This window comes from Mesorhizobium sp. BR1-1-6, assembly GCF_020165355.1.
In the GTDB taxonomy this organism is placed as follows: domain Bacteria; phylum Pseudomonadota; class Alphaproteobacteria; order Rhizobiales; family Rhizobiaceae; genus Mesorhizobium.
This window is the reverse complement of the sequence record NZ_JAIUHZ010000009.1, coordinates 62,605-81,753: the sequence shown is the minus strand read 5'-3', so window position 1 is coordinate 81,753 and position 19,149 is coordinate 62,605. Positions and strand designations below refer to the sequence as shown.

The following is a 19,149-nucleotide window of genomic DNA, read 5'->3' as shown; positions in this document are numbered from 1 at the left end:
TCGAACTTGCAAACAGACCGGTTATGATCCAAACGCTGAGCAGACTGCGCTAAAGGAGACGACGATGGCAGGCGGTTCCATTCCCCATTTCCAGAACGATGCGGGCCATCCGGCGATCGATATCGGAGTCAAGGAATTCATGTGCACCGGCGCCAACCCGCCTTTCGACCATCCGCATGTGTTTCTCGACATGGGCGACGACAATGAGAAGGTCTGCCCCTACTGCTCGACGCTCTACCGCTATTCGCCGAAGCTGACGGCGATGGAAACGCTGCCGGCCGGCTGCCTCTACATCGATCAGGCCGCCTGACCTCCAGCGGGCCGGGCCAATGGCAGACGCACAGTCCCGGCAAGTCATCATCGCCGGGGCGGGTATTGCCGGGCTGACCGCGGCACTGGTTTTCGCCGAGCGCGGCTATACCGTGCGTATCTTCGAACAGGCGCAGCGCCTCGAAGCGGCGGGCGCCGGCATCCAGCTTTCGCCCAACGCGACACGCATCCTGCGTGAGCTCGGCGTACTCGACGCACTTCTTCCCAATGCCGTCAGGCCGGAAGCCGTGGTGCTGAAGGATGCGGCAACCTTGGGCGAACTGGCGCGCGTGCCTCTTGGACGAGCCGGCGAGGCGCGCTGGGGTGCGCCCTACCTCGTGGCGCATCGAGCGGACCTGCAAAACGCGCTGATGGCGCGCGTGGCTGCCATGCCCGATGTTCATCTCACCACCGGCGCGCGCCTTGACAGCGTCACGATCAGCAGTTCAGGCATCACCGCGGCAGCCGATGTGGGTGGCAGGCCCGTCGCGGCGGAAGGTTTCCTTCTGGTCGGCGCCGATGGCGTCTGGTCGTCGGTCCGCGGACTTGCCGACCCAGCAAGAACCAGCCCTGCGAAAAGCCACTTCTCGGGCGAACTGGCCTGGCGGGCAACCGTCAGCGCAGACAGTCCTGCCGGGCAAGCTTTTGCAGAGATCGGTGCGCCGGACTGCGTCACCACCTTCCTGCATCCCGGCTTTCACATGGTCGCCTATCCCGTCAGCAAGGGCAGCGCCATCAACCTCGTCGCTTTCACCAGGGGCGAGCGTATCGCCGAAGGCTGGTCCGGCCATGCCGATCCCGCAATTCTGGCCGGCGCCGTGCGCGGCACCGCGCCGGCGCTGGCAAGGCTTGCGGAGTTGGCCGGCCCGTGGGCGGCCTGGCCGATCCATACGGTCGATCAGAAGCAGCCATGGGTAAGGTCGGGCCGCATCGCGCTGGTCGGCGACGCGGCGCATGCCATGACGCCGTTCGCGGCACAGGGCGCCGCGATGGCCATCGAGGATGCCGCCACGCTTGCCGACGTCATGGCCGCCTCCCCTGCCGACCTGGCCGGAAGTCTTCAAATCTGGGAAGGCCTGCGCCGGCCGCGCGTCGTGAGAGTGGCACGTCGCGGCGCCCTCAACCGCCTTGCCTGGCATGCCTGGGGTCCGGTGGCGTTGGCGCGCAACCTTTTCCTGAAAATGCGGGCGCCGGAGAAGCTCGCCGCGGATTTGGACTGGCTTTATGGGTGGCGGGCCTAGAACTCGAACGAGGCGTTGGCGTTATCTGCGCTACCTACCATTATACAGCTTCAACGACCACCCAAGCGAGACCGGCAGCGGGTTCCACCAACCGGTCCGCAGGCCGGCGGTTCGCAAGGCGGCGGCCGTCCAGGTGTTGCAGCCGGCCAGCGCATTGAAATGGCCGTTCGCCTCATAGAAGCGGTCGAAATCGGAATAGGCGGCCCTGGCGATGACGATCGGCCCGCCTGGTCCTTGCTGGAAACTCGCATCGATGAAGTCGAGCAATGCCGCAAAGCGGTCTTCCGGGATGTCGAAGCCGGCGACATCGGGTCCGGAGATATCGCCGGCGACCTCGACATGCATCACTGAAGCGTCAAGCGTCAGGGCCTTGAATACGGGCATCGCCTTCAGCTGCGACCAGGTCGGCGTCTCCAGGTAGAAGGCGCGGCCGCCCCAGCCGAAGACGATGTAGCGCACCTCGGGCGCATCGGAAGGCTGGCCGGCAGCCGCGAGGAAGCGAAAACGCCGGCGCACGCCGTCATCGACGGGAATGGCGATGTCGGTGTGGATCGGATTGCTCAGCACCAGAATGTGCCTGACGCCCTCGCCGGCCGCGGCAGCCGGCCAGAGTGGTCGTGGCACCAGCGTGCCGAGTGCCGCGACCAGCACCACCGCGGCCACCAGCACGGCCAGGAAACGAAGGCGTTTTCTCATCCGGGCATAGTTCTTGCGATTCCATCACGTTTCAATCGAAACGATCCGATCGGCCAAATGTGAAAAAGCCCGACCGTGGCGCGGCCGGGCTCCTTCCATTTCGACGAGGCAGCGCTCAGTGCAATATCTGCGACAGGAACAGCTTCGTGCGCTCGTGGCGCGGGTGATCGAAGAACTCGGCCGGCGTGTTCTGCTCGACGATCTGGCCCTGATCCATGAAGATCACCCGGTTGGCGACTTTCCGCGCGAAGCCCATTTCGTGGGTGACGCACAGCATGGTCATGCCTTCCTCGGCAAGGCTAACCATGGTCTCCAGCACTTCCTTGATCATTTCCGGGTCGAGTGCCGAGGTCGGCTCATCGAACAGCATGATGCGCGGGTTCATGCACAGCGAACGGGCGATCGCCACGCGCTGCTGCTGACCGCCGGAGAGCTGGCCCGGATATTTGTTGGCCTGCTCGGGGATCTTGACGCGCTTGAGGAAATGCATGGCCATCTCCTCGGCCTGTTTCTTCGGGGTCTTGCGGACCCAGATCGGCGCCAGCGTGCAGTTCTCCAGGATGGTCAGGTGGGGGAACAGGTTGAAGTGCTGGAACACCATGCCGACCTCTCGGCGCACCTCGTCGATCTTCTTGAGATCGTTGGTCAATTCCTTGCCGTCGACGAAGATCTTGCCCTTCTGGTGTTCTTCGAGCCGGTTGATGCAGCGGATCATGGTGGACTTGCCGGAGCCGGACGGGCCGCAGATGACGATGCGCTCGCCGCGCATCACCTTGAGGTTGATGTCCTTCAGCACATGGAACTCGCCATACCATTTGTGCATGGCGATGATGTCGATGGCGACATCGGTGGTCGAGATGTGCATCTTCGCGGCATTGACCTTGATCTCTTCCGCGCTGACGGCGTTTTCGGTGGCCATGAACCAATCCCCTTTTTATCGTTTGTAACCGGTGTCGAGCCGGCGTTCCGTATACATTGAATAGCGCGACATGCCGAAGCAGAACAGCCAAAAGACGAAGGCGGCGAACACGAGACCGGATTTCGCGGTCTGCGGCGTCGCCCAGTTGGCGTCCGAGAAGTTCTGCTTGACCACGCCAAGCAGGTCGAACATTGAAATGATGAGGACCAGGCTGGTGTCCTTGAACATACCGATGAAGGTGTTGACGATGCCGGGAATGACCAGCTTCAGCGCCTGCGGCAGCACGATCAGTCCCATCTTCTGCCAATAGCCGAGGCCGAGCGAATCGGCGCCCTCGTATTGGCCCTTGGGGATCGCCTGCAGGCCGCCGCGCACCACCTCCGCCATATAGGCGGCGGCAAACAGCGACACGCCGATCAGCGCCCTCAGGTATTTGTCGAAGGTGACGCCGGCGGGCAGGAAAAGCGGCAGCATGACGCTGACGAAGAACAGCACTGTGATCAGCGGGATGCCGCGCACGGCTTCGATGAAGACGATGCACAGCATCTTGACGATCGGCATCTTGGAGCGCCGGCCGAGCGCCAGCACGGTGCCCAGCGGCAGCGACACGGCGATGCCGACGAAGGAGAGGCTGAGCGTGATCAGCAGTCCGCCCCACCGCGACGTCTCGACATGCGGCAGGCCGAACACGCCGCCGACCAGAAGGAAGAAGGCGACGATCGGCAGCACGAGGAAAAGCAGGATGGCGTTCAGGCCCTTGCGCGGCACGCTGGGGACCAGCATCGGCACCAGCAGCGCCGCGAACAGGATGGCGACCAGGATCGGCCGCCAGCGCTCCTCGACCGGATAGGTGCCGAACATGAACTGGCCGAACTTGGCGTTGACGAAGGCCCAGCAGGCGCCGCTCCAGCCATCGGGCTGGATGCCGCCCTGCGCCACGGTCGCGCAGACGGTCCGGTCCGGCCCGGTCCACTGGGCATTGATGAAGGCCCAGTTGATGACCTGCGGCAGGACCCAGGCGACGATGATGATGCCGAGTATCGTGAGAATGGTGTCGCCGACCGAACCGACGAGGTTCTTGCGGACCCAGGCATACAGGCCGCGCTCGCTGATCGGCGCCGCCTCCGCCAGGGCCATTTCGGTGCGCACCCAGGACATGTCGTGTTCCTGCATGGCCTACCTTTCCACCAACGCCATTCTGGCATTGACCACGTTCATCACGGCGGAGGTCACCAGGCTGAGTATGAGATAGGCGATCATCATGATCAGCACGCCCTCGACCGCCTGGCCGGTCTGGTTGAGCACCGTGCCGGCGGTCGCCGTCAGGTCCGGATAGCCGATGGCGATGGCCAGCGAGGAGTTCTTGGTCAGGTTGAGATACTGGCTGGTCAACGGCGGGATGACGATGCGCATGGCCTGCGGCACCACGACCAGCCGCAGGATCGATCCCGACCGCAGTCCAAGTGCCGCGGCGGCCTCGGTCTGGCCCTTGCTGACACCCCTGATGCCGGCACGCACGATCTCGGCGATGAAGGCCGCCGTGTAGCAGGACAGCGCCAGATAGAGCGACAGGAACTCCGGCTTGACCTGGAAGCCGCCGGTCAGGTTGAAGGTCGACTGTTTCGGAAAATCGAAGCTCAGCGGAAAGCCGCTCAGCGCATAGGCGAGCAGCGGGAGGCCGACGATCAGCGCGACGGACGTCCAGAACACGGGAAATTGCTGACCCGTCGCCATCTGCCGCTGGCGCGCCTTGCGGGCGACGAACCAGGCCATGGCGATACCCACGATGAGCGCCACGAATATCAGCCAGGAGCCCTCGCCCCAGACGGCGCGCGGAAAATAGAAGCCGCGCTGGTTGAGGAAGGAACCGAAAGGCAGGTTATAGCTCTCGCGCGGCGGCGGCAACACGGCCAGCACGCCCGAATACCAGAAGAAGATGACCAGCAGCGGCGGGATGTTGCGGAAGATCTCGACATAGACCGTGCAGATCTTGCGGATCAGCCAATTCTGCGACAGCCGGCCGATGCCGATGACGAAACCGATAATGGTCGCGGTGACGATGCCGGCCACGGCGACGATGATGGTGTTGATCAGGCCGACAATGATGGCGCGACCGTAGGTCGAATCCGACGTGTAGGCGATCGGCGTGTCCGAGATGTCGAATCCGGCGCGGCCCCTGAGAAAGCCGAAACCGGAGGCGATATGGAGACGCTGCAGATTGTCGATGACGTTCTGCACGATCCACCAGACAGAGCCGAACAGAACGACGACGACCAGTGTCTGGAAGAAGAGACTGCGGACTTTCGGGTCGTTGATAAAGGAGCCGCGACTTGTGTCCTCGCGAAGGACTTCCTGCGATGCCATATCACCGTCCCCTGTGAAAGAGAAACCGGAAGGCAGATGGTTCTGCCTTCCGGATCACATTTCGATCAGCGGATCGGCGGAGCGTATTGCAGGCCGCCCTTGGTCCACAGCGCGTTGATGCCGCGAGCGATCTTCAGCGGGCTGCCCGAGCCGACATTGCGGTCGAACATTTCGCCGTAATTGCCGACCGCCTTGACGATGTTGACGACCCAGTCGTTGGAGACGCCGAGATCGGTGCCGATCTTGGTGTCGGCTTCCTGGCCGAGCACGCGTTTGATCTCAGGGCTGGCCGAGTTCTTCATCTCGTCGACATTGGCCTTGGTGATGCCGAGTTCCTCGGCATCGAGCAGCGCGAAATAGGTCCACTTGACGATATGGTACCACTGGTCGTCGCCCTGGCGCACTGCCGGTCCGAGCGGCTCCTTGGAGATGATCTCCGGCAGCACGACGTGATCGGCCGGCGCACCCAGCGTCAGGCGGATGCCGTAAAGGCCCGACTGGTCTGTGGTGTAGACGTCGCAGCGGCCGGCGTCATAGGCTGCGTTGACCTCTTCGAGCTTCTCGAAAACGACCGGATTGTACTCCATCTTGTTCGCCTTGAAGTAGTCGGCGAGGTTGAGCTCGGTGGTGGTGCCGCTCTGCACGCAGACGGCGGCGCCGGACAGCTGAAGCGCCGAATTGACGCCCGGCAGCTTCTTGGCGTTGATCATGAAGCCCTGGCCGTCATAGTAGGTGGTGCCGATGAAGTTCAGGCCAAGTGCCGTGTCGCGGTTAATGGTCCAGGTGGTGTTGCGCGACAGGATGTCGATCTCGCCCGACTGCAGCGCGGTGAAGCGCTCCTTGGCGCTGAGCGGCGTGAACTTGACCTTGGAGCCGTCACCGAAGACGGCGGCCGCCACGGCGCGGCAGAAATCGGCATCGATGCCTTGCCAGTCACCCTTGTCGTCCGGCGCCGAGAAGCCGGCCAGGCCCGTCGACACGCCGCACTGGATGAAGCCCTTCTGCTTGACCGTGTCGAGCGTGGTGGCTGAAGCCGTTGAAGCCACGGCTCCAAGCGCGGCGGCTCCAAGGATGCCGATTGCAATGTGTTTCATGACCCACAGACCCTTTTCTGTTTTCAGGCAAACCTGATCTTTTTTTCCCGCGTGAACGCAGCTTTTCGTTCCGGCCCATTTCCGGAACTCCGCATCGCAGTCGACGCGCCGCCTCCCATTCACGAACAGCATCGAAGGCGATAATTCCTGTGAGGTCAAGGAAAATGACCGAATTCAGATGGGTTTGAAAATCGTTTGCCGCAATTGCCTGAATAGCAGACAAACGCGCCCGCAATTTAGTCAGAAGCGCGAATAAAGCCGGCGAAGCTCGCCCTACGCCAGGCTGCGCTCTGTCCGCAAAAAATCCATCCGCCCGATTACTCTGCGTTACTGTGCTCTGCCGGCCGGTTGCGTGCCGATGTCTGCGCCCTCTGGCTGGATCTGGGTCATGGTGAGGTACGCTTTGCGCTATCAGGCGACGCATGCCGCTGCCGGCGGCGGGCTTTCTGGCCGCGCCATTACGCTTGCAGTCGGCCTGCGGCGGCTCCGGCAATTGGCACATTCGAAGTCGGGGTCCTGGCGAAAGCCGGCTGTTGCGCGGTCCATGTCGCCGCACTATGGCTAGCGGCTTACCAAAAAAGGCGACGACGAATGGCAAAAGACGGCAACGAGCCGGTGACTGGCAAAATGGGCATCAACACGCGGCTTGCCCATTCGGGCAACAACCCGCACGACTATTTCGGCTTCGTCAATCCGCCTGTCGTGCACGCCTCCACGGTGCTGTTCCGCAATGCCGCCTCGATGGCTGGACGGGACCAGAAATACACCTACGGCACGCGCGGCACACCGACCACCGACGCCTTGGCCCAGGCCATAGACGCGCTGGAGGGGTCGGCCGGCACGATCGTGGTCCCGTCGGGCCTGGCGGCGGTGACGGTGCCGCTGCTTGCCTTCGTTTCGGCGGGCGACCACCTGCTGATCGTCGACAGCGTCTATCATCCGACGCGCAACTTCGCCGACACGATGCTGAAGCGGCTCGGCGTCGAGGTCGAGTATTATGCTCCCGGCATCGGCGCGGGCATCGCCGCCTTGATCAAGCCGAACACCAAGGTGGTGTTCACGGAATCGCCGGCCTCAAACACGTTCGAGGTGCAGGACATACCAGCCATCGCGAAGGCCGCGCACGCCGCCGGTGCCATCGTCATGATGGACAATACCTGGGCGACGCCGCTTTATTTCCGTCCGCTCGACCATGGCGTCGACATCTCGATCCATGCGGCGACGAAATATCCCGCCGGCCATTCGGACGTGCTGCTGGGTACGGTGTCGGCCACCGAGGCCTGCTGGAAACAGCTGTATGAAAGCTTCTGCACGCTTGGCTGCTGCGCCGGACCCGACGACGTCTACCAGGTGCTGCGCGGCCTGCGCACCATGGGCGTGCGCCTCGACCACCATCAGCGCAGCGCGCTCGCCATCGCGGCGTGGCTGGAGGGCCAGAAGGGCGTCGCGCGCGTGCTCCACCCTGGCCTTCCCAGCCATCCCGACCACGCGCTGTGGAAGCGTGACTTTTCCGGCTCCAGCGGCATCTTCTCCATCGTGCTTGCCGGCGGCGGCCAGAAACAGCAGCACGCGTTCCTCGACGCATTGCGGATCTTCGGTCTCGGCTACTCCTGGGGCGGTTACGAGAGCCTTGCCGTGCCGGTCTGGCTCGGCGACCGCGTCGTTGCCAAGGGCCCCTATGAAGGGCCGTTGATTCGTCTCCAGATCGGCCTCGAGGATGTCGAGGACCTCATGACCGATATTCTTCGCGGGCTCACCGCCGCCGCAGCGGCCTGACGCGACCTCTCGGACCGATACCAGCAACGCCCGCAAGGCCTTGACGCGATTGAGCAAACGGGGGCCGCACGCGGCGCCCCGGTCCGGCCATGTCGGCAATATTATTCTCCCCATCCGCAGTTTTGCGGATTTGTTTGACTTCCAAATTGCCGGCTTCCGCTTCATTGCGGCAGCGGAAATCATTCCCCAGCCACCGCACCAAGAGCCTGCCCATGGCGTTCCGCCTCTTTGTTCCCATTCTTGCCGGCGCGACGCTGCGCGAACGCATCATCGCCTGCGTCGGTGCGATGATCGGCATTGCGCTGACTGGCGCGATCAGCGGACTCACACTGGGTAGCGGGCCACATGTGCCGCTGCTGGTGGCGCCAATGGGAGCATCGGCGGTGCTGTTGTTCGCGGTGCCCGCCAGCCCGCTGGCGCAGCCCTGGTCGATCATCGGCGGCAACACGATCTCGGCGCTTGTCGGCGTGATCGTGGTGCAATTCGTGCACCAGCCGGTGCTCGCCACCGGTATTGCGGTAGCGTTGGCGATCGCCGCAATGTCGTTCACGCGCTGCCTGCATCCACCCGGGGGTGCGGCGGCATTGACCGCGGTGTTCGGCGGTCCAGCCGTCATCAGCGCCGGCTTCCTTTTTCCTTTCGTGCCCGTGGCGGTCAATTCGATGCTGCTGGTGGCGCTTGGCTACGGCTTCCACAAGCTGGCCCGGCGCAACTACCCGCACGTGCCGGCCCCGGCGCCGGTAAACAGCCACGGCACCATCGACCCGCCGGCGCAATTGCGTGTCGGTTTTCGCTCCGAGGATATCGATGCCGCGCTTGGAGCGCTCGACGAGACCTTCGACATCGACCGGGGCGATCTCGACCGGCTGCTGCGGCAGGTCGAGCTGCAGGCCATGGTGCGCGAGCATGCGACGTTGCGGTGCCAAGACATCATGTCGCGCGACGTCATCTCGGTGGACGAGCACACGCCAGCCGCCGCTGCGCGCCAATTGCTGCTTGACCACAACATACGAACCTTGCCGGTGGTGGATGCCGAGGCAAGGCTGGCCGGAACCGTGGGCTTGCGGGAACTGACGCTGGCGGCCGGCACGGTCGGAACCGTGATCTCGCCGGCGGCAACCGCAACTGCCGGCTCGAACGCCATGGCGCTGCTGCCAGTGCTGACCGACGGGCGCAGCCACGCCGTCATCATCGTCGACGATAAAAACCACATCCTCGGGCTGATCACGCAGACCGATCTGCTGGCCGCGACGGCGCGGATGCAAAACACCGGCAGGGAGCCGGCCAAAGTGCTAGCATAGGCAGCCAGGCGGATCGCCTGGCGTGATTTTTCGGGAACCTTTTTTCGAAACCTGCATCCAATCTTCCGTGCAAGGATCGATGGAGGACACATGCCCGCGCTGACGGCAACATCAACGGCGACGGACGAGCTCCGGCTCGTAGCCCGCGCGCTTGCCCGCGACAGCGATGCCTTTCGCAAGATCATGAAGCTGAACAACCAGCGGCTCTACCGACTGGCGCGCGGCATGGTGCGCAACGACAGCGAGGCCGAGGACATCGTGCAGGAGGCCTATGTCAGGGCCTTTACCAATCTCGGCACCTATCGCGGCGATGCTTCGCTTTCCACCTGGCTGTCGCGCATCGTCATCAACGAGGCGCTCGGGCGGCTTCGCAAAGGACGGCGAACCGTGGCCATGCCTGAAAACCCGGAAGCGCAGATCATCCGGTTTCCCCTCAACCCAAGCGACGATCCGGAGCGGACGATGGCGCAGCGGCAGATCCTCGGGCTTGTCGAGCGGGCGACCGACAGCCTGCCCGACGCCTATCGCGCGGTTTTCGTGGCCCGCGTCATCGAGGGGCTGAGCATCGAGGAGACCGCCGACCTGCTCGGCGTGCGGCCCGAGACCGTCAAGACGAGACTGCACCGCGCCCGCGTTTTGCTGCGCAAGGCGCTGGACGACGAGATCGGGCCGGTGCTGCTCGACGCCTTTCCCTTCGCCGGCCGGCGCTGCGAGCGGCTGACGCAGGCCGTGATGAAACGGCTCGGATTCGACGGGTGATCTTCAAGGCCAGATCTTTCGCCGATTTGTCGGGAACGTTTCTGCGCCATCCTCATCCAATGAATGTCAACCCAGATGAAGCCCGCTGCCCAGCCTGTCGGGCGAAGGAGATGCCATGCTTATCCGACATACCACAGCGTTTGCCGCCCTCTTGCTGCTTGGCGCTGCCCCATTCGCGCAAGCTGCCGACAAGCCGACCGACCCGCAGATCGCCCACATCGCCTACACAGCCGACATGATCGACATCGAGGCGGCCAAGCAGGCAATCAAGAAATCCAAGAACAAGGAAGTCGTCGATTTCGCCAAGGACATGGAGCGCGACCACGAAGCGGTGAACAAGCAGGCGCTCGACCTGCTCAAGAAGCTCAAGGTGAAGCCGGAAGACAATGCCACCAGCCAGGCGCTGACCAAGGCGGCGAAAGAGGAACATGCCAAGCTCGCCAAGCTGAAAGGGGCTGCCTTCGACAAGGCCTATATCGAAAACGAGGTGGCCTACCACAAGCAGGTCAATGGAGCGCTCGAAACCCTGCTCATTCCGTCAGCCAGCAATGCCGAGCTGAAGAGCCTGCTCGAAACCGGCCTCAAGATCTTCCAGGGGCATGAGCAGCATGCCGAACATGTCGCCGGCATGTTGAAATGAAAGCGGCCGTGCTGATCCGACCGCTCCTTGCCTGGCTGGCGCTGGTGCTTGCCGCCGGCCCGGCGCCGGCAGCGACGATCGAGGTGACGATCGACAAGCTCGTCTTCTCGCCCGCAAGCGTCGAGGCCAGGGTCGGCGACACGATCGAGTGGGTGAACAAGGACGCATTCGCCCACACGGCCACGGTGAAGGGCGGCTGGGAGGTGATGATCCCGCCGAAGGCGAAGGGAAAACTGACCCTCAAGACGGCGGGAGCGGTTGATTATTTCTGCCGCTTCCATCCCAACATGAAAGGCCGATTGATAGTGGCGCCCTGAAAATCTGGGCCGGTGGCGGGACTTGGCCGCAAATACCAAGCCCCGTCACTCCGGAGCACCCGTCACTCCGGAGCAATTGAGCACGGAACAGTCGCGCCAGGGATCAGAGCGCCAGCCATGCCGTGCCAGCCGCCAGCGTCAGCAGCGTCAATGGCAGGCCGACTTTGAAGAAAGCGCCGAACGACAGCGACGTGCCGGCGGCGCGCGCCTGTTCGGCAACGATCAGATTGGCGACCGAGCCCAGGAGCGTGAAATTGCCGGCCAGCGTCGAGCTCATGGCGACGACCAGCCAGGCGCGCTCGGGGTTTTCCAGGCCGGGGATGAAGGGCCGCAGCGCCAGCACGGCCGGCACGTTGCTCATTATGTTGGAGAGCACCGCGGTGAAGCCCGACAGGCGCCAGACGTCGTCCAGCCCGACGTTCTTGGCCGATGCGACGATGTCCGGTGTCAGCAGCGTTCGTTCGGCGCCGGCAACCACGATGAACAGGCCGGCGAACATGAACAGCAATGGCCCGTCGATTTCGCGATAGATGCGCTCTGGTTTGATGGCGCGGGTGAGCAGGAGGATGGCGCCGCCGATGAGCGCCGCCTTGGCGACAGGCACACCGGCGAAGAAGGCAACGGCCAGTCCGATGCAAACCACCACCGCTTTCAGCACCTGGCGGCGATGCATGCGGCCGCGCGAGACCTGTGGCGTCAATTCGCCGTTGCGCGCGAATTCGGTGCGGTAGACGATGCGAACAATGGCGATGACCGCGACGAGACCGAACAGGGCAACCGGAGCCAGAGCCGCTGAAAAGGCCGGATAGGAGATGCCCGACAGCGCACCGATGACCATGTTTTGCGGATTGCCGGTGATGGTGGCGACACTGCCGCAATTTGACGCGGTGGCGGTCGCGATGAGGTAAGGAACCGGATTGCGTTTGATGGCGCGGGTGACGTGAACGACGATCGGCGCCATGACAAGACAGATGGCGTCATTGACCAGGAAAGCCGACAGCAGGCCGGTCAGCAGGGTCACCATAACCAAAAGCATGAACGGCGCATGCGCATGCTCGATCGCGACGGCACCGAGGCCGCGAAAGGCGCCCGAGACCTTCAGATGCGCCACTACGATCATCATGCCGAGCAAAAGCGTGATGGTGTCGAAATTGATGGCGCGGTAGGCATCCTCCAGGCTGATCGCCCCGATGGCTATCATCGCGGCCCCGCCGAGCAGTGCGATCCCCGCCCGATCGAGGCGCAGGCCTGGTATGCGGCCGACGGCGACGCCGGCATAGGTCAGGACCAGGATCAGCAGTGCCGCCGCGCCCATCAATGTCATGCGAAGAAGGCCCTGCCCGATGCATTCAGCCCCGGCCGGAGCTGTGGCCACCACCTTTAGCGGGCGGCGCGCAAAGCGAAAATACCTTCTGCGTGATGGCTGCAGAAATCCCCAGCGACGCGCCCCCGGCGCCGGTGGCTGGCCGGATCCGCCTCAATGAACCGTGATTGTCGCGGCTGGCGGCGTTTGCTGGGAAACCATCGGATCGAAACTGACCTGGTCGCGTCCATTTGACTTGGCGGCATAGAGCCGCCTGTCGGCTGCCGAGAATATCTCCTCATAGGTGGTCGGCCCGTTAAAGGCGGTACCGCCAATGCTCACGGAAAGCGGACAGGACCGGCCGCCCGGCGAAAATTCCACCTCGCGAATTCGCCGGCGGATGCTTTCGGCAACCAGCCAGGATTGCGAGGGATCGACGCCGGGAAGAAACACGCCGAATTCCTCGCCGCCGATGCGGCCGACGATGTCGGTGCCGCGGAGCTGATCCTTGATCGTCTGCGCGATCAGTTTGAGCGCCTGGTCGCCGCAGTCATGCCCAAGCCGGTCATTGATCGATTTGAAGTGATCGGCGTCGATGATCAGCAGCGCACCGGAATTGGCCGACGCCTGTTTGCGGACCTGTTCGAGATAGGCTTCGACCAGCATGGAGAAAGCGCCGCGGTTGAGCACCGCCGTCAGGCTGTCGGTGGCGGCAACGACGGTGAGATCGCGCTGGGCAATGGCCAACTGGCGTATCTTCCACATCAGGAAGAAGAGAAACGATCCACCCAGCACCAGGGGCAACAGAATGTCGGTCAGCTGAGCCCGCCACACAGCTTCGGGCGAAAGATACGGGAAATTGAACGAATCGACGAAAAACGCCACGCCAATGAAGAACGCCGTGCCGGCGGCGGTGACGGCGATCACCCTGCCCCAACTCGTCGGCGACAGGTCGAGCTTCATCTCTTCAACTCCGTTAGCCGCGTCTACTATGACGCGCCAACGCAAACAAAACGATAAGACTTTCCCTCCAATTCGACGGCAGAGGTTGCAGGGTTACGGCCGCCGGACCGGCGGCCGCCTCCGGCCTGCGTCTCGAAGATTTGTCCGGATGATCGATCCGGACCTACGACAGGAGGGTCCTGCCGTCAGCCGTTGGGCGCCGATTCGCCCAGCGTCTCTGCAACAAAGGATGCCGCGATCAGATCGTCGGCATCCAGGCCTAGAGAGCCTTCGCCCGCTCCCATGATGGCGGCAACCTTATGGAAGGTCTTCAGCTCATGGTCGGAAATCCGGGCGGTTTGCATCTTGGCTTTGAGCTCGGCGATACGTCGCCCCAGGGCGGGCGACGTTCCAATTTCACGTTTCGACATGACGCGGTTTTCTCCTTCCCCAACCCATGCTTGTTTTGCCCGCCATTCGCAGCCCGAATGCTTACTTTTATGAGGGACCGCGAATACAAGGCCCCGAACGCGTGATCGTTACGAAGGTTCCCGCGCGACAAGGTCACGAAATAATACGGAAAGGGCGCCGCGGCGGCGGCGTGCCGCCGTCGCGCCGGCAAGCGCATTCGTGAAGACGAGAAGGGATGAAAAGTTCCGACCGGATTCCTGCCCGCGTTGAAATTTCTCACGTCCGGAGCAGCTAAGCCGTTGAAATTATTGGCGATCCCGACAGGATTCGAACCTGTGACCATCGGCTTAGAAGGCCGGTGCTCTATCCAGCTGAGCTACGGGACCGCTGGCCGGCTCGGAGCCGGTAAGATGTCTGCGCTGGCGCCCGCCCGGGCTTTGCCGGTCAATGCGTCCAGGGCGTCCTGCGGTCATAGCGGAAATTTTCCGCATAGGAAATCTGGCGGCGCTTGGGCTCTTTCGGCTCCTCGACGCGGTAGGCGAGCCCTTCCTTCTCGGCATAGGCCACGGCCTCTTCACGCGTGTCGAAGGTCAGCTTGATCTGGCTCCTCATGTCGCCGGAAGTGGTGTAGCCCATCAGCGGGTCGATTTTCTTGCGCATCTCGGGATCGAATTCCAGCACCCAATGGCCGGTCTTGGCCGTGCCGGACTGCATCGCGGTTTTGGCTGGACTGAAAATGCGCGCGGACATGACCACCTCATTGCTGTGCAAGGCAGCATGGCCGCCTCTTCGCCCGTCATTACTGCGCAATGCCGACGGCGGCAAGGTTTTTGCACTTGCAGGTTTTTGCACTTGCCATGCAACACTGAAATGAATAGGCAACAGACCGTTCGGAGTGTAGCGCAGCCTGGTAGCGCATCTGGTTTGGGACCAGAGGGTCGGGAGTTCGAATCTCTCCACTCCGACCACCTTTCACAGAACAGGCAATCGAGGGCCGTTGGCGCCTGCGAATGGCAATGTGTCGGGTGCAGAATGGGGCTGTCGGCAATCTCCGCGCGCGCCCAGTGGTCTTTGCTGCTGCATGTCACGGTCGCAACAAAAAGCCGCGGACGGCAAAGTTGCCTGCTCCACCGCATCGACTATTGTGAGCCGGAACACGACACGGTGCGGGGCAACAGATGCCCATCGGACATCGACGGTCTCCGCTAAAGCCTCACGGAGGAACCATGAGCGACAGTTGGACACCCACCCGTCTCGGCGCAGGGCGGCATTCAGCATGACGACGGAAACCGCCACGGGCGGCACGGAGACAAAATTCAGACAGCCGCCAGCCGGAACCGGGATCGCGGTCGATCTCGATGGAGTGACCATAGATTTCGCATTGGCGGCCGGGCGTAGCTTCCAGGCGGTCGCCCGCGCCGATCTGAAAGTCGGCGACCAGGAATTCGTGGCGATCATTGGGCCGACGGGCTGCGGCAAGTCAACGCTGCTGAATGCCGGCGCAGGGCTTCTCGAGCCTTCGGCAGGCAGCGTCCGTGTGTTCGGCGCCCCGCTTCGCGGTCTCAACAGACAGGCTGGCTACCTCTTCCAGCAGGACGCATTGATGCCCTGGAAGACCGGCCTGGACAATGTGGCCATCGGGCTGGAAGTGGCAGGCGTGCCCTCTTCCGAAGCAAAGGAACGCGCGCGAGCATGGCTCGGACGCGTCGGCCTGGCTGCTTTCTGCGAGCGCTACCCTCACATGCTTTCAGGCGGCCAGAAAAAGCGCGTTGCTCTTGCGCAGGTGCTGATCCGCGACCCCAAGATCATCCTCATGGACGAACCCTTCGGACCGCTCGACGCACAGACGCGGCTGATCATGGGCGGCCTTTTGCTCAAGCTGTGGTCGGACGACCGCAAGGCGGTGATGTTCGTCACCCACGACCTCGAGGAAGCGATCGCGCTGGCTGATCGCGTGGTGGTGATGTCAGCCGGTCCCTCGGCACGCATCATCGGCGACTTTCCAATCCCGCTGGCGCGTCCACGCGATATTTCGGAAATCAGGCTGGAACCGCGCTTCCAGGAATTGCATCGAGACATCTGGCACATGCTGAAGAAGGAAGTGCTCAAGGCTTACGGCGAGATTGAAGAAGGAGCGATCCGATGAAAAGGACGACGCTGCTTTTCGCACAGCTAACCGTGGCCGTCATCGTCATCGCGCTCTGGCAGGCAGCGTCGACGACGCACCTGATCGGCGATCCGAACAATATTTCCTTCTTCTTCTCGACCCCATTGGCGGTGGCAGGCCAGATATGGAAGTGGTTTGCCACCGGGACGATCTGGCATCATCTGTGGATCACGCTGTGGGAGTCCATGCTGGCCTTCGCCATCGGCTCGCTGGCAGCGATCGCGATCGGCTTCTGGTTTGCCCGCAAGCCGAGACTTGCGGCCGTCTTCGATCCCTATGTAAAGGCGGCCAATGCGCTTCCCCGCGTCGTGTTGGCGCCGATCTTCACGCTTTGGTTTGGCCTCGGCATCTGGTCCAAGGTTGCCTTGGGCGTGACGCTGGTTTTCTTCATCGTCTTCTTCAATGTCTACCAGGGCGTGAGGGAGGTGAACACGACGGTGCTGGCCAATGCCCGAATGCTCGGCATGAACGAACGGCAATTGCTGCGCCACGTCTATATGCCATCGGCATTGTCCTGGGTGTTTTCATCGCTCCATATCTCCGTCGGATTTGCCGTGGTCGGCGCCGTGGTCGGCGAATATCTCGGTGCGGCGGGCGGACTAGGCTATCTGATACAGCAGGCCGAGGGCGTTTTCGACGTAGCGGGCGTCTTTGCCGGAATGTTCGTCCTCGCCGCTTTTGTGCTCTTGATCGACTGGATCGTCACGCTGATCGAAAAAAGGCTGCTTGTCTGGCGGCCTGAATTCTCGAAACCAGGCCGATAGGCCCCAATTCCGCTCAAGGAGGAGATCATGAGGATCATTTCGAAACTGGCGGCCGCCGCCGTCGTATTGCTCGCGGTGGCCACAGACGCGGGGGCCGCCGAAAAGGTCACCATTTCGATCGGCGGAGCATCATGCCTCTGCTACATGCCGACCGTGCTCGCCAAACAGATCGGCGCTTACGAAAAAGCCGGTATCGATGCAGACCTCGTCGATTTCAAGGGCGGTTCTCAATCGCTGACCGCAGTATTGGGTGGCAGCGCGGATGTGGTGTCCGGCTATTTCGATCACACGGTGAAATTGGCCGCCAAGAACCAGCGCCTGCAATCCTTCGTCGTTTACGACCAGTTCCCGGGACTGGTGCTGGCGGTGGCGCCGGGCCAGACCGGCAAGATCAAGTCAGTGAAGGACCTTGCTGGCAAAAAGGTCGGCGTGACCGCTCCCGGTTCCTCGACCGACTTCTTCCTGAAGTTCCTTCTGCAGAAGAACGGCATCGACCCGACATCCGCCGCCGTGATCGGCGTTGGGCTGGGCGCTACCGCCGTCGCCGCCATGGAGCAAGGGCAGATCGACGCCGTGGTGACGCTCGATCCGGCCGTCACCGTGCTTCAGGCCAGGCATAAGGACCTGACCATCCTGGCGGACACGCGCACCCAGAAGGATACCGAGGCGGTATTCGGAGGCGACTATCCCGGCGGAGCGCTTTACACCCGGCCGGAATGGATGGCCGCGCATCCCCAAGCAACGCAGGGATTGACCAATGCCATGCTTGCCACGCTGGATTACATTCACTCCCACAGCGCCGAAGAGATCATGGCCCAGATCCCCGACAATCTGATCGGCAGCGACAAGGACGCCTATCTGGCCGCGTTGAAAAATGCGATCCCCATGTATTCGACCACCGGGCTCATGGATCCAAAAGGCGCGCAGGCCGTGCTCGACGTTTTCTCTCTCGGTTCGCCCGATGTGGCCAACGCCAAGATCGATATCACGCAGACGTACACGAACGACTATGTGAACAAGGCGAAGAAGGCCAACTGACGAGATCAACGTCAAGCAGCGGGCATATGGCTCGTTCGCCTCAGCCACGGAGTTCACCGAGCGCCGGCATTTCAGCGACTCGGTGGCCCCGTCGCCATTTTGGGTATCCGTCAATTGACGAATACCCGTTCTTCTCTCACCTAGCTTGGCATTGCGCGGGCCAGCCGAACGCGCAGCAAGAGTGAGGGTGACTGAAGTCACATGAAGGTAAGCTCGCCGGGCGAGAACCCCAACCGCCCCACTCCCGGCGAGCCTACAACCTGATTTGGAACGCAATCAGGACCGGGGTCAGCCGGCAAGCTTGTATCGCAAGATCGGTGCCAGCTTTTGTTTCCCGAAATGGGACGGCTAAAGGGACATGGAACCACCGTTTGCTGGCCGGCGACCATCGCGCGCTAGACCTCGAACTCGCCCTGCCCCTCGTCCATGGCGCTGACGGTTTCAGCCGCCAGCGCCCGGGTGATCGACGTCTTGCGTTCGAGCGCGGCGCGGTCCAGCCGCTCCACCACGCGCATGGCCGTCGCCAGGGAGCGCTCGATGCGGCGCACCAGATATTGCACGACATGCGGCTCGACCTCGACCTGGCGGTCGGCGAACAGCTTGGTGATGACACCTGCCAGCAGGAGATCGTCGGGTTCGTGGATCTCGACGGTTGCCGCCGCCTTCAGCCGCGACGCCAGATCCGGCAGCGTGACGCCCCAGGCCGAGGGAAAGCGGCGCGCCGTCAAAAGCAAATGCGAGCCGCTGCCGCGCACCGCATTGATCAGATGAAACAGCCCTTGCTGGTCGACTGTGCCGGTATCGACGTCGTCGATCAGCGCCGGCCGGGCACCGAGATTTACAATGCTGTCGCCGATGCGGTGCGCGTCGACCTGAACGGCATCCGCCCGTGCCCGCCAGATCGAGGCCAGATGGGTCTTGCCGGAACCGGCCGGACCGGCCAGCACGACCACCGGCGAGGGCCAGTCCGGCCAGCGGTCGACCAGCGCCACTGCCTGGTTGTTGGTGCCGGAGACGACGAGTTCGTCTCGCGAATAGCCGGTGCCATGGCCGAGATCGAGCGGCAGCTGGCGCGGCGGGTCGGCCCTCTGGTCGCTCATGCCAGGCT

The 19,149-nt window shown here is 62.9% G+C and carries 20 protein-coding genes and 2 tRNA genes; 11 read left to right on the top strand and 11 right to left on the bottom strand.

The features are described from left to right. Positions 1-64 precede the first annotated feature (64 nt). Both LB545_RS18665 and LB545_RS18660 read left to right on the top strand, forming a co-directional pair. Positions 65-310: a zinc-finger domain-containing protein gene (locus tag LB545_RS18665; protein WP_140494310.1), complete on the top strand. Its 246-nt coding sequence runs from the start codon at positions 65-67 to the stop codon at positions 308-310. Between the two features lie 19 nt (positions 311-329). Further along, positions 330-1,550, top strand: coding sequence for an FAD-dependent monooxygenase (locus tag LB545_RS18660; protein ID WP_140650587.1), 1,221 nt, complete (start codon positions 330-332; stop codon positions 1,548-1,550). 30 nt (positions 1,551-1,580) lie between these two features. On the opposite strand, the gene LB545_RS18655 is transcribed toward LB545_RS18660, so the two are convergent. The 5 genes from LB545_RS18655 to LB545_RS18635 form a co-directional block, all read right to left on the bottom strand. Further along, on the bottom strand, positions 1,581-2,246 hold the full coding sequence (locus LB545_RS18655) for a TIGR02117 family protein (RefSeq protein ID WP_140584477.1): 666 nt from the start codon (positions 2,244-2,246) through the stop codon (positions 1,581-1,583). A 115-nt stretch (positions 2,247-2,361) separates the two neighbouring features. Beyond that, positions 2,362-3,111 carry an amino acid ABC transporter ATP-binding protein gene (locus LB545_RS18650; protein WP_181165173.1) on the bottom strand — a complete coding sequence of 250 codons (750 nt, stop codon included), beginning with the start codon at positions 3,109-3,111 and terminating at the stop codon, positions 2,362-2,364. A gap of 69 nt (positions 3,112-3,180) precedes the next feature. Next, on the bottom strand, positions 3,181-4,338 hold the full coding sequence (locus LB545_RS18645) for an amino acid ABC transporter permease (protein WP_224705618.1): 1,158 nt from the start codon (positions 4,336-4,338) through the stop codon (positions 3,181-3,183). Between the two features lie 3 nt (positions 4,339-4,341). Then, the gene (locus LB545_RS18640) at positions 4,342-5,529 is read right to left on the bottom strand and encodes an amino acid ABC transporter permease (RefSeq protein WP_140494318.1); all 1,188 of its coding nucleotides are present in this window, start codon (positions 5,527-5,529) and stop codon (positions 4,342-4,344) included. Between the two features lie 65 nt (positions 5,530-5,594). Next, positions 5,595-6,623: an amino acid ABC transporter substrate-binding protein gene (locus LB545_RS18635; RefSeq protein ID WP_140494320.1), complete on the bottom strand. Its 1,029-nt coding sequence runs from the start codon at positions 6,621-6,623 to the stop codon at positions 5,595-5,597. Between the two features lie 591 nt (positions 6,624-7,214). Here LB545_RS18635 and LB545_RS18630 point away from each other — a divergent pair. The 5 genes from LB545_RS18630 (at position 7,215) to LB545_RS18610 (ending at position 11,416) form a co-directional block, all read left to right on the top strand. After that, positions 7,215-8,399 (top strand): cystathionine beta-lyase, encoded by a 1,185-nt coding sequence (locus LB545_RS18630; RefSeq protein WP_140515505.1) that lies wholly within the window; start codon positions 7,215-7,217, stop codon positions 8,397-8,399. 212 nt (positions 8,400-8,611) lie between these two features. Continuing rightward, positions 8,612-9,700, top strand: coding sequence for an HPP family protein (locus LB545_RS18625; RefSeq protein ID WP_140515503.1), 1,089 nt, complete (start codon positions 8,612-8,614; stop codon positions 9,698-9,700). Between the two features lie 90 nt (positions 9,701-9,790). After that, entirely contained in the window at positions 9,791-10,459 is a 669-nt protein-coding gene (locus LB545_RS18620; protein ID WP_224705617.1) for an RNA polymerase sigma factor, read from the top strand. A gap of 115 nt (positions 10,460-10,574) precedes the next feature. Further along, entirely contained in the window at positions 10,575-11,099 is a 525-nt protein-coding gene (locus tag LB545_RS18615; protein WP_140521607.1) for a DUF4142 domain-containing protein, read from the top strand. Continuing rightward, on the top strand, positions 11,096-11,416 hold the full coding sequence (locus LB545_RS18610; RefSeq protein WP_224705615.1) for a cupredoxin family copper-binding protein: 321 nt from the start codon (positions 11,096-11,098) through the stop codon (positions 11,414-11,416). Before LB545_RS18615 ends, LB545_RS18610 begins: the two co-directional genes overlap by 4 nt. Positions 11,417-11,519: 103 nt before the next feature. On the opposite strand, the gene LB545_RS18605 is transcribed toward LB545_RS18610, so the two are convergent. The 5 genes from LB545_RS18605 to LB545_RS18585 form a co-directional block, all read right to left on the bottom strand. Beyond that, on the bottom strand, positions 11,520-12,740 hold the full coding sequence (locus LB545_RS18605; protein ID WP_140670117.1) for an anion transporter: 1,221 nt from the start codon (positions 12,738-12,740) through the stop codon (positions 11,520-11,522). A 153-nt stretch (positions 12,741-12,893) separates the two neighbouring features. After that, positions 12,894-13,682, bottom strand: a complete 789-nt coding sequence (locus tag LB545_RS18600) for a GGDEF domain-containing protein (RefSeq protein ID WP_140494334.1) — start codon at positions 13,680-13,682, stop codon at positions 12,894-12,896. 185 nt (positions 13,683-13,867) lie between these two features. After that, positions 13,868-14,092 (bottom strand): hypothetical protein, encoded by a 225-nt coding sequence (locus LB545_RS18595; RefSeq protein ID WP_140494336.1) that lies wholly within the window; start codon positions 14,090-14,092, stop codon positions 13,868-13,870. A gap of 289 nt (positions 14,093-14,381) precedes the next feature. Next, positions 14,382-14,458: transfer RNA gene (locus LB545_RS18590), tRNA-Arg, on the bottom strand. A gap of 58 nt (positions 14,459-14,516) precedes the next feature. Continuing rightward, positions 14,517-14,822: an ETC complex I subunit gene (locus tag LB545_RS18585; RefSeq protein ID WP_140494338.1), complete on the bottom strand. Its 306-nt coding sequence runs from the start codon at positions 14,820-14,822 to the stop codon at positions 14,517-14,519. Positions 14,823-14,963: 141 nt separating this feature from the next. Here LB545_RS18585 and LB545_RS18580 point away from each other — a divergent pair. The 4 genes from LB545_RS18580 (at position 14,964) to LB545_RS18565 (ending at position 18,041) form a co-directional block, all read left to right on the top strand. Further along, positions 14,964-15,040 (top strand) — tRNA-Pro (locus LB545_RS18580). Between the two features lie 308 nt (positions 15,041-15,348). Further along, positions 15,349-16,218, top strand: a complete 870-nt coding sequence (locus LB545_RS18575; RefSeq protein ID WP_140670119.1) for an ABC transporter ATP-binding protein — start codon at positions 15,349-15,351, stop codon at positions 16,216-16,218. Further along, a complete protein-coding gene (locus LB545_RS18570; protein WP_140584473.1) occupies positions 16,215-17,003 on the top strand; it encodes an ABC transporter permease in 789 nt (262 codons plus the stop codon). The genes LB545_RS18575 and LB545_RS18570 overlap by 4 nt, the downstream gene beginning before the upstream one ends. Positions 17,004-17,030: 27 nt before the next feature. Continuing rightward, positions 17,031-18,041 (top strand): ABC transporter substrate-binding protein, encoded by a 1,011-nt coding sequence (locus LB545_RS18565; protein ID WP_140520617.1) that lies wholly within the window; start codon positions 17,031-17,033, stop codon positions 18,039-18,041. A gap of 395 nt (positions 18,042-18,436) precedes the next feature. Here LB545_RS18565 and hdaA read toward each other — a convergent pair whose 3' ends face one another. Further along, positions 18,437-19,141 carry a DnaA regulatory inactivator HdaA gene (gene hdaA / locus LB545_RS18560; protein ID WP_140494345.1) on the bottom strand — a complete coding sequence of 235 codons (705 nt, stop codon included), beginning with the start codon at positions 19,139-19,141 and terminating at the stop codon, positions 18,437-18,439. Positions 19,142-19,149: the final 8 nt, after the last annotated feature.